Here is a 12,550-nt window from a genome sequence, read left to right as displayed (position 1 = left end):
ATGTCCTCCGAGGTTTCGGATGTTCGACGGATGTGACCGGAAGTGACCGGATGTGTGTCCGGGGCCGGATGTGAGTCCGCGCGGGGCGCCTGTGGAACAGCGCCCCGCGCGGCTCAGGTGGTGCGGGTGGGGGTGGGTCAGCCGGTGAAGGTACCGGACTTGACGGCCTTCCAGGCACCGTTCTCGACGGCGTAGACGGTGAGCTGCTTGTTGGTGGCGTCACCGAACTCGTCGAAGGAGACCTTGCCGGTCACACCGTCGAAGGAGACGTTCTGGACGGCGGCGGTGATCTTCGCGCGGGCGTCGGACGGCAGCTTGCCGTTGTTGTCGTCGACGACCTTCTTCACGGCCTGGATGATCGCCCAGGCGGCGTCGTAGGAGTAACCGCCGTAGGCCGCGTACTCGTCCTTGTAGCCGGCCGCCTTGTAGTCCGCGACGAACTGCTTGGCGGAGTCGAGGGTCTCGACCGGGGCGCCGACGGAGGTGGCGAGGTCACCGGCGCTGTTGGCACCGGCCAGCTGGATGAAGGTCGGGTCGTAGATGCCGTCACCGCCGACGAGCGGGATCTTGGCACCGGCGGCCTTGATCTGCTTGCTCAGCGGGCCGGCCTGCGGGTACTCGCCGCCGTAGTAGACGACGTCGGCGCCGGAGTTCTTGACCTTGGTGGCGACCGCGGAGAAGTCCTTGGTGTCCGGGTCGATGTGGTCGGTGCCGACGACCTTGCCGCCGATCTTCTTGAACTCGGCGGTGAAGGTGGCGGCGAGACCGGCGCCGTAGGTCTTCTTGTCGTCGATGACGAAGACCTTCTTCTTCTTGGCGTCGTTGTAGACGTACTGCGCGGCGAACGGGCCCTGGATGGCGTCCGTGGTCGCGGTGCGGAAGTACGACTTGTACGTGCGGACCTTCTTGGTCTGCCAGTCGACACCCTGCGTGAGGGCCGGGCCGGTGTTGGCCGGGGAGATCTCGACGAGCTTGGCGTCGTCGAAGACCTTCTGCATGGACTCGGCGACCGAGGAGTTCAGCGGGCCGACGACGCCGAGGACCTTGTCGTCACTGACGAAGGTCGAGGCGTTGGCCTGGCCCGAGGAGGGCTGGGCCTGGTCGTCGAGGGCCTTGATCTCGAAGGTGACGCCGTCGACGAGCTTCTGCTTGTTGGCGGTCTTCGCGGCGAGGTCGACGGAGTTCTTGATGCCGAGGCCGAGGGCGGAGAGGTCACCCGTCAGCGGGGCGTCGACACCGATGACGACCTTGGTGCCGCCGCTACCGGAGTCCGAGCCGCCGTCGTCGTCGCGCGAGCCGCAGGCGGTGAGGGTGAGTGCTCCCGCCGCCAGCGCGGCGGTGATGGTGATGAGCGAACGTTGACGCACGATTCGTCCTTTCACTGGCGCGGCGCTCCCCCTGGAAGCGGCCGAGTCTCTGCGCTGGTCCGTAGGTGAGATTCCATGGCGCGGTGACTGGGCGTGACTCTAAGCGCGTGCAGGGAGGTGGAGGAGGGTCTGACAGAGGCTGTGACGCTCTTGTTATGACACGTCGTAATGCAGAGCGGTACTGAGTGGGTGGAACAGCGGAATTCAGACCGATTCGCCCTGTCCACATTTTGAGAACCCGCAGGACTCGACGCAGCTTGTTCAGGCGTCTCGGGCGTTTTGGTAATTACCGAAAGCCGTTGCTGCAGGCGACTTGTAGCGCCTCTGACAGGTGTTGGGCGTATCGCTGTCCGAGGATGAAACTGTGGACTTCTATTGCGCGCGTATTACGTAGGGTTACGTCAAGGAAAGGGAGCCCGGCGTTCCATGGCACTTTCCTGCATTGCGCCACATGCATCGTGATGACGACCTTGCGGCTCGTCCCCGCGCTCGTCCGGAAAGGGACCTTTGGTGTGGAGGTCACTGACATGCCCGCGTACGGCTGGGACACGCGGGTCACGGTGACCGGCGGCCCGGCGAGCACGCTCAGTTCCACCCCGAAGCTGAAGCTGTGCGGCCCGGCGCCCGCGGGGGTGGCCTCGCCGCTGAGGTAGTGCAGGTCCGTCACTTGAGACGGGTACGGCGGGTCGGGAGGTGCCGGCGGCCGGGGCCGGGTCGCGTAGAGGTACGTTCCGCCCGCGAGGAGGGCCGCGGCGGTCACGGTGGCGAGGGCGGCGCGCCGGTGTCGGTCGTACCACTCGCCGAGGCGGCCGCGAGGCCGGGGCGGGGCGGGGGCGTCCAGGACGTCCCAGGCGTGCGTGCCCTCGCCCGGTTCGACCGGTCCGACGCCGCTCACTGCCAGGGCCCCTTGCCGGGGCCGCCGTCGCGGTACCAGCGCACGCAGCCGCTGCGGGCCTGACGGTCGATCAACTGGTCGGCGGCCGCGGCGCCTTGCTTCTTCTTCGCGGCGCGGGCGGCGTCGACGACCTTGATGAGGATGTCGTACTGGCCGTTGGACAGGCCCATCGACTGGTAGTCGCCGTAGGTGTTCTCGTCCAGCACTTCGCGGGACCAGTGGGCGACGAGGCGGGTGCAGAGGTCTTCGGGGGGTGTGGAGGGTGGGGCCGTGCTGGAGGTCGTGGACGTCGCTGGGGCGCTGGCGGCGGAGCCGGACCCTCCGCATCCGCCGAGGGTCAGCAGGACCGCCAAGAACCCGACCCCGGCCCCGAACACCGGGGCTCCTCCCGTTCGCATGCCCCGACGCTAGGCCTTGTGGCACGGTCGGGGCCAGAGGCCCTGCCGTCAGGCGCGGGCCCCGACGTGGGCGCCGTCGCCCGGGTTGACGTCGCGCAGCAGACAGGTCAGCCGCGCGGTGCACACCCGCCGCCCCTCCTCGTCGCTGATCACGATCTCGTACGTCGCCGTCGAGCGCCCCCGGTGCACGGGCGTGGCCACGCCGGTCACCAGGCCCGAGCGGGCGCCCCGGTGGTGGGTGCAGTTCAGGTCGACGCCCACGGCGATCTTCGAGCTGCCGCCGTGCAGCATCGAGCCGACCGAGCCGAGGGTCTCGGCGAGGACGGCGGACGCGCCGCCGTGCAGCAGTCCGTACGGCTGGGTGTTGCCCTCCACGGGCATGGTCCCGACGACCTTCTCCGCCGAGGCCTCGACGATCTGGACGCCCATGCGGGTGCCGAGGTGTCCGGCGGAGAACAGGGCCGGGAGGTCCACGCCGAGCGCGGCGTACTCGTCGATGACCTCTTGCGGGAACTTCACGTGCTGCTGCTCGCCCATGGGGCCCGGCTCCGTTCGTCGGGAACTCTCACTCGAACTCACGTCACTGAGCAAACGCTCAGTCGGTGGCCGATTGTTCCAGACGGACGACGACGGACTTGCTGGCCGGGGTGTTGCTGGTGTCCGCGGTGGCGTCCAGCGGGACGAGGACGTTGGTCTCGGGGTAGTAGGCGGCCGCGCAGCCGCGTGCCGTCGGGTAGTGCACGACGCGGAATCCGGGGGCCCGGCGCTCGACGCCGTCCTTCCACTCGCTGACGAGGTCCACGTAGGAGCCGTCGGCGAGCTTCAGCCCGGCCGCGTCCTCGGGGTTGACCAGGACGACCCGGCGGCCGTTCCTGATGCCGCGGTAGCGGTCGTCGAGGCCGTAGATCGTGGTGTTGTACTGGTCGTGCGAGCGCAGGGTCTGCAACAGCAGCCGGCCCTCGGGGAGCGCCGGGTACTCGACGGGCGCGGCGGTGAAGTTGGCCTTGCCGGTGGCGGTCGGGAAGCGGCGCTCGTCGCGCGGGGCGTGGGGGAGGGCGAAGCCGCCCGGGTGGGCCACCCGCGCGTTGAAGTCCGCGAAGCCGGGGATCACGCGCGCGATGCGGTCCCGGATCGTGGCGTAGTCCTTCTCGAACTCCTCCCAAGGGGTGCGGGAGGCGTCGCCGAGGACGCGGCGGGCGAGGCGGGCCACGATGGCGGGCTCGGACAGCAGGTGGGTGCTCGCGGGCTCCAGGCGGCCCTGGGAGGCGTGCACCATGCCCATCGAGTCCTCGACGGTCACGAACTGCTCGCCGCTGCCCTGGAGGTCGCGCTCGGTGCGGCCCAGGGTCGGCAGGATCAGGGCACGCGCGCCCGTGACGGCGTGCGAGCGGTTGAGCTTCGTCGACACGTGCACGGTCAGCCGGGCGCGCCGCATGGCCGCCTCGGTGACGTCGGTGTCGGGCGAGGCGGAGACGAAGTTGCCGCCCATGGCGAAGAAGACCTTCGCCCTGCCGTCGCGCAGCGCCTCGATGGCCCGTACGACGTCGTAGCCGTGCTCGCGCGGGGGCGCGAAGCCGAACTCCTTCTCCAGGGCGTCCAGGAAGGCCGGGGCGGGGCGTTCGAAGATGCCCATGGTCCGGTCGCCCTGCACGTTGGAGTGACCGCGCACTGGGCACACACCCGCGCCCGGGCGGCCGATGTTGCCGCGCAGGAGCAGGAAGTTGACCACCTCGCGGATGGTCGCCACGGAGTGCTTGTGCTGGGTCAGGCCCATCGCCCAGCAGACGATGGTGCGCTTCGACGCGAGCACCAGGGAGAGGGCTTCCTCGATCTGCGCGCGCGTGAGGCCGGTCGCGGTGAGCGTCTCGTCCCAGTCGGCGGCGCGGGCGGCCGCGGCGAACTCCTCGAAGCCGTGGGTGTGTTCGGCGACGAAGGCCTGGTCGACGGCGTCCTCGGTCTCCAGGATGAGCTTGTTGAGGAGGCGGAAGAGGGCCTGGTCGCCGCCGATGCGGATCTGGAGGAACAGGTCGTTGAGGGCGGCGCCCTTGAGCATGCCCTGGGCGGTCTGCGGGTTCTTGAACCGCTCCATGCCCGCCTCGGGCAGCGGGTTGACGCTGACGATCTTCGCCCCGTTGGCCTTGGCCTTCTCCAGGGCGGAGAGCATGCGCGGGTGGTTGGTGCCCGGGTTCTGACCGGCGACGATGATCAGGTCGGCCTTGTAGAGGTCCTCCAGCAGGACGCTGCCCTTGCCGATGCCGATGGTCTCCGTCAGAGCCGAGCCGGAGGACTCGTGGCACATGTTGGAGCAGTCCGGCAGGTTGTTGGTGCCGAGCTCACGCGCGAAGAGCTGGTACAGGAAGGCGGCCTCGTTGCTGGTGCGTCCCGAGGTGTAGAAGAGGGCCTCGTCGGGGGAGTCGAGGGCGGCGATCTCCTCGGCGACGATGTCGAAGGCGCGCTCCCAGGTCACCGGCTCGTAGTGCGTGCCGCCCTCGGGAGGTACATGGGGTGGGTGAGCCGTCCCTGCTGGCCCAGCCAGTAGCCGCTGCGCGTCGCGAGGTCGCTGACGGGATGCGCGGCGAAGAACTCCGGGGTGACCCGGCGCAGGGTGGCCTCCTCGGCCACGGCCTTCGCGCCGTTCTCGCAGAACTCGAAGGTGTGCCGGTGGTCCGGCTCCGGCCAGGCGCAGCCGGGACAGTCGAAGCCCTCTTTCTGGTTCACCCGCAGCAGCGTCAGCGCGGTCCGCTTCAGTCCCATCTGCTGCTGCGAGACGCGCAGGCTGTGGCCCACGGCCGGCAACCCCGCCGCCGCGTGCTTCGGCCCGGCGACCTGCGGAGCGTCCTGGACCGGATCACCCTTGGGCGGCTTCGTTGCCATCGCGGCGCTCTCCTTCGCATGCACATGTGAACTACGTCTCCGATCCTCGCACGCACCACCGACAGTGACGGTCGCCGGGGCGTGGGGAGGACGGAGACCATGGTTGCGTATTGAGCAATGGTTGCGGAAGGGGGAACAGGGTGGTTCGGGGGCCTCGGCTGGGGCTTGCTTGTCCGGGGCTACGGCCCGCTGCGAGGGCGCGAGTCCTGGGCGTTGGGGCGGGCGCCCTGCGCCCCGCCCCCGGGGTGGCCCGAGCACCCTGACCGCCCGCCCCCGCCTGTCCCGCTGTCGCCCCTGGCACCGTCCGCCTGCCCCGCTGCCGCCCCCGGGCAAGGCCCGCCTCCCGCTCCTCTGTCACTCCTCGGCAAGGCCCGTGTCCCTCCCTCTGGGCCGACCTGACGTGCCAGCCGTCCGCGGCGGCCTTCCGCGGCTGGGCACGACTGTCAGTGGGGCGTGGCAGGATCGGGGGCGTGGCAGAGACAGCATCGAAGAAGACCGACAACAGCCCCGGCGGCAGCCGCCCGCGCCTGATGCTCATGGACGGGCACTCCTTGGCGTACCGCGCGTTCTTCGCGCTGCCCGCGGAGAACTTCACGACCGCGACGGGCCAGCCGACGAACGCGATCTACGGCTTCGCCTCGATGCTGGCCAACACGCTGCGCGACGAGGCGCCCACGCACTTCGCGGTGGCCTTCGACGTGTCGCGCAAGACCTGGCGCTCCGAGGAGTTCACGGAGTACAAGGCCAACCGCTCCAAGACCCCGGACGAGTTCAAGGGGCAGGTCGAGCTGATCGGCGAGCTGCTCGACGCGATGCACGTCTCGCGGTTCGCCGTCGACGGCTTCGAGGCCGACGACATCATCGCCACGCTCGCCACCCAGGCCGAGGCCGCCGGCTTCGAGGTGCTGATCGTCACCGGCGACCGCGACTCCTTCCAGCTCGTCAGCGAGCACACCACCGTGCTCTATCCGACGAAGGGTGTCTCCGAGCTGACCCGGTTCACCCCGGAGAAGGTGTTCGAGAAGTACGGCCTGACCCCCGCCCAGTACCCCGACTTCGCGGCCCTGCGCGGCGACCCGTCCGACAACCTCCCGGGCATCCCGGGCGTCGGTGAGAAGACCGCCGCGAAGTGGATCAATCAGTTCGGCTCGTTCGCGGACCTCGTCGAGCGCGTCGAGGAGGTCAAGGGCAAGGCCGGGCAGAACCTGCGCGAGCACCTGGAGGCGGTCAAGCTCAACCGCCGCCTCACCGAGATGGTCCGCACCGTCGAGCTGCCGAAGACGGTCGCCGACCTGGAGCGCGCCCCGTACGACCGCAAGACGCTCGCGATGATCCTCGACACCCTCGAGATCCGAAACCCCTCCCTGCGCGAGCGCCTCCTGGCCGTCGACCCGGGCGCCGAGGAGGCCGAGTCGACACCGGTCGTGACGGCCGGCGTGGAACTCGACGGCACCGTTCTCGGCACCGGCGAGCTGTCCGCCTGGCTCACCGAGCACGGCACCCAGACCCTCGGCGTCGCCACGGTCGACACCTGGGGCCTGGGCACCGGCTCGGTCGCCGAGCTCGCCCTCGCGGCAGCCGGGGGACCGGCCGCCTGGATCGACCCCACCCAGCTCGACGAGGCCGACGAGAAGGCCCTCACCGGCTGGCTGGCCGACGCCGCCCGGCCCAAGGTCTTCCACAACGCCAAGGGCGCGATGCGCGTCTTCGCCGAGCACGGCTGGAGCATCGTCGGCGTCTCCATGGACACCGCGCTCGCCGCCTACCTCGTCAAGCCGGGCCGCCGCTCCTTCGACCTGGACGCCCTGTCCCTGGAGTACCTCGGCCGCGAGCTCGCCCCCGCCGCCGCGGCCGACGGCCAGCTCGCCTTCGGGGCGGACGACGGCGCCGAGGCCGAGGCCCTCATGGTGCAGGCCCGCGCGATCCTCGACCTCGGCGAGGCCTTCGAGGCCCGGCTGACGGAGGTCGGCGCCGCGGACCTGCTGCGCGACATGGAGCTGCCCACCTCCGCGCTGCTGGCCCGCATGGAGCGGCACGGCATCGCCGCCGACCGGGCGCATCTGGAAGCCATGGAGCAGATGTTCGCGGGCGCCGTCCAGCAGGCCGTCAAGGAGGCCCACGCGGCCGCCGGGCACGAGTTCAACCTGGGCTCGCCCAAGCAGCTCCAGGAAGTCCTCTTCGGCGAGCTGGGCCTGCCCAGGACGAAGAAGACCAAGACCGGCTACACCACGGACGCGGACGCCCTGGCCTGGCTCGCCACCCAGACGGACAACGAACTGCCGGTGATCATGCTCCGCCACCGCGAGCAGGCCAAGCTGCGCGTGACGGTCGAGGGCCTGATCAAGACCATCGCGGCGGACGGCCGTATCCACACCACGTTCAACCAGACGGTCGCGGCCACGGGACGCCTCTCCTCCACCGACCCCAACCTCCAGAACATCCCCGTGCGCACGGACGAGGGCCGGGCCATCCGCCGCGGTTTCGTGGTCGGCGAGGGCTACGAGTCGCTGATGACGGCCGACTACAGCCAGATCGAACTGCGCGTCATGGCCCACCTGTCGGAGGACGAGGGCCTCATCGAGGCGTTCACCTCCGGCGAGGACCTGCACACCACGGTCGCCTCCCAGGTCTTCTCGGTCGAGCGCGACGCCGTGGACGCGGAGATGCGCCGCAAGATCAAGGCCATGTCGTACGGCCTCGCCTACGGCCTGTCCGCCTTCGGTCTCTCCCAGCAGCTGAACATCGAGGCGGGCGAGGCGCGTGCCCTGATGGACACGTACTTCGAGCGCTTCGGCGGCGTCCAGGACTATCTGCGCCGCGTGGTCGACGAGGCGCGGGCGACGGGGTACACGGCGACCCTCTTCGGCCGCCGCCGCTACCTCCCCGACCTCAACAGCGACAACCGCCAGCGCCGCGAGGCCGCCGAGCGGATGGCCCTCAACGCGCCGATCCAGGGCACGGCCGCCGACATCGTCAAGATCGCGATGCTCAACGTGGGCAAGGCGCTGAGCGAGGCGGAGCTGACCTCCCGCATGCTGCTCCAGGTCCACGACGAAATCGTCCTGGAGATCGCCCCCGGCGAGCGCGACCGCGTCGAGGAGATCGTCCGCCGCGAGATGGCGGGCGCGGTCCAGCTGCGCGCCCCGCTGGACGTCTCGGTGGGCGTGGGCCCGGACTGGGAGTCGGCAGCGCACTAGCCTCCGGCGGTGGAGCAGTGGTCTGCGGCGGAGGGAGTCGTCACCCGACTCCCTCCGCCGCAGCCGTAGGCAGGCAGGTCCGAGCCTTCGCTGTCGCGGGTGCCGCCCTCGGAAAGCCGTCACTCAGGTGGCCCCCGCGAAAACGCCCTCACCCACCCCCGCCCGTAAAGATGCGGACATGGGTATACGCACGCTCCACCGCCAGACGGCTCCGGCGCAGGCGACCACCGATGCGACCGCGTCCACCCCAGCCGTGCACGTCCCGCCCTTCTCGGCAGCGGCCAGTAGCCCCCGCATCCCCACGGACCTCGCCACCACCCTCCGCAAGGCGGCCACAGACGTCCGTCACCGCCTCACCCGGAGGGACTGGCTCAACCGCAGGGACCTCCGCCTGTGGGCCGACCAGGCCCGCGGCTACCTCGCACTGCTCCTCAGCGCGGTCCCCCGCTCCCGCCCGATGCGGACCGTGACCGTGTTCATCGCCACCGTCGGCACGGCCAACGCCCCCTCGGACGGCTCGACCTTCGGCAGGACCGCTGCCGATCTCTCCGGCGGTTCGGCCCCCGGCAGGACCGCCACCGACCCCTCCGGCGACCCGACCCCGGGCAGAACCGCCACCGCCCCCTCCGCCGGCCCGGCCCCCGGCAGGACCGTCACCGACGCCCCGGGCGGCTCGGCTCCCGCCCCGCAGGCTCCCGCGCCCGGACCGGACGCCACGCCCTGATCGCCACGGCGTACCCGAGCATCCCCACCACCAGCCCCGCGCCCACGCCGAAGCACAGCGTCGGGATCAGTTCCCACGGCTTCGCGGAGGCCCCCCAGTAGGCCCACCACCGCGACGCCCGCTGTACCGCCGCGACGAGCACACAGCCGCCGATGCCGACGGCGGCCCAGCACCGGTCGCGCACCGAGAGCGCGGGCACGCCCGCCGGCTCGCTCACCGGCGCCCGCCGTAGCGCGTACACAAGGAACCCGGCGATCACCACCGCGGCCGCCGCCGAACTGCCGTACTGCAGGTACCAGTACAGCGGTGACCCGGCGATCGTCTCGCCCAGCACCGGGAAGAGCCGCATCCCCCACCGGTCGTGGTGCGTGAACGCGTCCCACACCACATGCGTCAACGCCCCGAGCGCCGCCGACACATACCACCGCGCCACCAGCACCGACCGCACCCGCGCGCGGGGCGCCCCGCAGCGCAGCAGCGTCGCCACCCGCCCCTGCCGCGCCCTCGGCAGCAGTGCGACCAGCGGCTCCCGCACGAGCAGCCAGAGCCAAACCAGCGCCCACGCGATGAGCACGTCGACGGTGAAGACGCCCGCGAACGAATGGGTGAAGTCGCCGAACTCCATCGCCCCGGAGAACGCGCTCGCCGCGAAATAGGTCATGTCGGGAGCGAAGGAACCGGCCACGAGAACGGCCGGAACCAGCCGCCCCCGCCCGGTTCCGTCGGCACGCACACCAGGTAACACCGCGGCCGCGTGACTGAGGGTGAAGGGCAAGAGGCCTCCCAAGGCAGGAAACGGACCGGCCCAGTATGGCCAACTGGTGAAAACCGGGCACGAACGGGTGCCCGAGCAAAGGAAGTTGCCGTAGGGTCGCCTGGGCCGCTCCGCCGGGTAGCGGGGTCGAACCGACATCGAACGGCAGAACCAAACAGTAGAAAACAGTAGAACCGAACAGCAGAACAACGCAGAGAAAAGCTCCACGAGGGCAACCCGCGACGCGGGTCGATCGTCACACCATGACGAGCACGTCGGACGGAGACGGGCGCTCGGCGTCCACGGGAGGGGTTCACTTTATGTCGGCGCAATTCGGCAGGCGGCTGCGCAAGGGGGCGGTGGCCACCACCGTCGCCGCCGCGGCGGTCGCGGCACTGTCCGCGTCCCAGGCACCCGGCGTGTCGGTCGACGACAACGGCAGATCGACCACCGCCGACGCCCAGCCCACTCCCGATCTGACCACCGACGACGACGGCGCGACCGGCGGCTCGCCGTTCTACATGGACCTGCCGCCCCTCAACAGCCCGAGCCCCGTCCCGAGCGCGAGCAGCGGCGGCACCGGCGTGACGGGCACCGGCGAGGCCGGCATCCCCGCGACCGTCCTCGACGCCTATCAGAAGGCCGCGGCGGCCCTTCAGGAGTCCAAGCCCGGCTGCAACCTGCCCTGGCAGCTCCTCGCCGCCATCGGCAAGGTCGAGTCCGGCCAGGCCCGCGGCGGCCGCGTCACCGCCGACGGCACCACGATCACCCCGATCCTCGGCCCCCAGCTCGACGGCAACGGCTTCGCCCTCATCCCGGACACCGACCACGGCGTCTACGACGGCAACAGCACCTACGACCAGGCCGTCGGCCCCATGCAGTTCATCCCCTCCACCTGGGAGTGGGCCGGCCGCGACGGCAACGGCGACGGCAAGAAGGACCCCAACAACGTCTACGACGCGGCCCTCGCCGCCGGCCATTACCTGTGCCGCAACGGCTGGGACCTGTCCGTGCAGGCCGACCTGAACCGCGCGATCCTCAGCTACAACAACTCCCAGGACTACCTGCACACGGTCCTGTCGTGGCTGGAGTACTACCGCAAGGGCACTCACGAGATCCCCGACGGCACCGGCAGCCTGCCCGGCCACCGCAGCGACGACAACGACCCGCCGAGCCCTTCGCCGTCGCCGACCTCGCCGTCGACGCCCAGCACCCCCGGTACGCCCAGCACGCCCACCACTCCGAGCAGCCCGCCCCCGTCGGGCGGCCCCTCCACGCCCGGCACCCCCACGCCCACGCCGACCCCCACCCCGACCGACACGGTGGACCACCTGGAGGACGCGGGCACCGCGAAGCTCACGGCGCAGGCCGGGGACACGTTCAGCAAGCGGATCAGCACCCGCGCCGAGACCTCGGCCGGCAAGGCCGTCGGAAAGGTCCGCATCCGCTTCACGATCGTGGGTGACACCGACACCACCTTCACCGGCGGCGAGAGCGTCGCCACGATCGTCACCAACGGCTCCGGCGTCGCCGTGGCGCCCGCGCTCAAGGCCGGTGAGAAGACGGGCGACTTCACCGTCCGCGCCACTGTCGTGGGCCGCGCGGTCGGCGGCCTCGACTACAAGGCCTCCGTCACCGAGCGCGTCGCCGACACCCTCGCCCGCACCAGCGACACCGCGCTGACCTGCACCCCGGGCGGCGAGTTCGCCGACCAGGTCGAGGTCAAGGCGACGTACGACGGCGCCGTTGCGGACGGCGTCGCCGCCACCGCCACCCTGATCACCTCGGCGGACGACCCCACCGAGAACACCAAGGGCCCCTACTTCAAGGACGCGGACGGCAAGACCGTACGCACCCTGAAGGGCCTGGAGACGGACGCGAACGGCGTGCTGAAGCTGCCGAAGCTGTACGCCGACGACACGACCGGCACGTTCCTGCTCCGCATCGACACCGCGGGCGGCGCGTCCCTGACCGTCGAACTGACGGTGGCGGCGGCCGCGGAGCCGACCGAGTCCCCGAGCCCCTCGGCCAGCCCCAGCGCGTGAGTTCGCGTCCTTTCCCGTACGACGTCGACGGCGTCCTTCTCCGGAAGGGCGCCGTCGTCGTGTGCGACGTGTTCTCATCTCGGCCGCCCGTTGCTACCGTGCCGGACCTGACGATGTATCAGTTCCGGGCTCACGGGGTCCGGTCGGGAGGCCGTCATGCGTGCCCTCATCGCTGCCGGGATCGGCCTGGCCGTCGCGTTCGCGCTGGTGTTCACGATCACCGCGATGGGCGCGCCGACCGGTAAGACATCGCCGAAGCCGCTGCTCACGACTGTGCCGTCACACCCGTAACCGCC

General features: G+C 70.8%; 9 protein-coding genes and 1 pseudogene. 4 read left to right on the top strand and 6 right to left on the bottom strand.

Annotation, left to right across the window (positions count from 1 at the left end):
• Positions 1–137: 137 nt before the first annotated feature.
• The 5 genes and pseudogenes from CRP56_RS10895 to CRP56_RS10875 form a co-directional block, all read right to left on the bottom strand.
• Positions 138–1,367 carry a branched-chain amino acid ABC transporter substrate-binding protein gene (locus tag CRP56_RS10895; RefSeq protein ID WP_097262701.1) on the bottom strand — a complete coding sequence of 410 codons (1,230 nt, stop codon included), beginning with the start codon at positions 1,365–1,367 and terminating at the stop codon, positions 138–140.
• Positions 1,368–1,653: 286 nt separating this feature from the next.
• Positions 1,654–2,262 carry a Tat pathway signal sequence domain protein gene (locus CRP56_RS48335; RefSeq protein WP_097262699.1) on the bottom strand — a complete coding sequence of 203 codons (609 nt, stop codon included), beginning with the start codon at positions 2,260–2,262 and terminating at the stop codon, positions 1,654–1,656.
• Positions 2,259–2,660: a hypothetical protein gene (locus CRP56_RS10885; RefSeq protein WP_097262696.1), complete on the bottom strand. Its 402-nt coding sequence runs from the start codon at positions 2,658–2,660 to the stop codon at positions 2,259–2,261. Before CRP56_RS10885 ends, CRP56_RS48335 begins: the two co-directional genes overlap by 4 nt.
• Before the next feature lie 48 nt (positions 2,661–2,708).
• Complete coding sequence (locus tag CRP56_RS10880) at positions 2,709–3,197, bottom strand: hotdog fold thioesterase (protein WP_079310936.1); 489 nt, start codon at positions 3,195–3,197, stop codon at positions 2,709–2,711.
• Positions 3,198–3,255: 58 nt separating this feature from the next.
• A pseudogene (locus CRP56_RS10875) lies at positions 3,256–5,534 on the bottom strand (FdhF/YdeP family oxidoreductase).
• Between the two features lie 470 nt (positions 5,535–6,004).
• Between CRP56_RS10875 and polA the strand changes: the two are divergent.
• On the top strand, positions 6,005–8,731 hold the full coding sequence (gene polA / locus CRP56_RS10870) for a DNA polymerase I (protein ID WP_097262693.1): 2,727 nt from the start codon (positions 6,005–6,007) through the stop codon (positions 8,729–8,731).
• Positions 8,732–8,909: 178 nt separating this feature from the next.
• Positions 8,910–9,455 (top strand): hypothetical protein, encoded by a 546-nt coding sequence (locus CRP56_RS47500; protein ID WP_179850981.1) that lies wholly within the window; start codon positions 8,910–8,912, stop codon positions 9,453–9,455.
• Here CRP56_RS47500 and CRP56_RS10860 read toward each other — a convergent pair.
• Positions 9,385–10,230: a DUF4184 family protein gene (locus CRP56_RS10860; protein WP_097262691.1), complete on the bottom strand. Its 846-nt coding sequence runs from the start codon at positions 10,228–10,230 to the stop codon at positions 9,385–9,387. The genes CRP56_RS47500 and CRP56_RS10860 overlap by 71 nt on opposite strands.
• A gap of 299 nt (positions 10,231–10,529) precedes the next feature.
• Here CRP56_RS10860 and CRP56_RS10855 point away from each other — a divergent pair, with 299 nt between their 5' ends.
• Together CRP56_RS10855 and CRP56_RS47000 are read left to right on the top strand one after the other, a co-directional pair.
• Positions 10,530–12,254 carry a lytic transglycosylase domain-containing protein gene (locus CRP56_RS10855; protein WP_097262688.1) on the top strand — a complete coding sequence of 575 codons (1,725 nt, stop codon included), beginning with the start codon at positions 10,530–10,532 and terminating at the stop codon, positions 12,252–12,254.
• Between the two features lie 156 nt (positions 12,255–12,410).
• Positions 12,411–12,545, top strand: coding sequence for an SPW_0924 family protein (locus CRP56_RS47000; protein WP_107484044.1), 135 nt, complete (start codon positions 12,411–12,413; stop codon positions 12,543–12,545).
• Positions 12,546–12,550 lie beyond the last annotated feature (5 nt).

Origin of the sequence: Streptomyces sp. TLI_55, from assembly GCF_900206255.1 — a bacterium.
Classification (GTDB): domain Bacteria; phylum Actinomycetota; class Actinomycetes; order Streptomycetales; family Streptomycetaceae; genus Streptomyces; species Streptomyces aquilus.
This window is presented reverse-complemented; position numbering and strand designations above follow the sequence as displayed.

What these genes read in the sequence shown, in the direction of transcription:
- CRP56_RS47500 (WP_179850981.1), top strand. Translation starts at nt 8,910, where the DNA reads ATGGGTATACGCACGCTCCACCGCCAGACGGCTCCGGCGCAGGCGACC.
- CRP56_RS10880 (WP_079310936.1), bottom strand. Translation starts at nt 3,197, where the DNA reads ATGGGCGAGCAGCAGCACGTGAAGTTCCCGCAAGAGGTCATCGACGAG.
- CRP56_RS10885 (WP_097262696.1), bottom strand. Translation starts at nt 2,660, where the DNA reads ATGCGAACGGGAGGAGCCCCGGTGTTCGGGGCCGGGGTCGGGTTCTTG.
- CRP56_RS47000 (WP_107484044.1), top strand. Translation starts at nt 12,411, where the DNA reads ATGCGTGCCCTCATCGCTGCCGGGATCGGCCTGGCCGTCGCGTTCGCG.
- CRP56_RS10855 (WP_097262688.1), top strand. Translation starts at nt 10,530, where the DNA reads ATGTCGGCGCAATTCGGCAGGCGGCTGCGCAAGGGGGCGGTGGCCACC.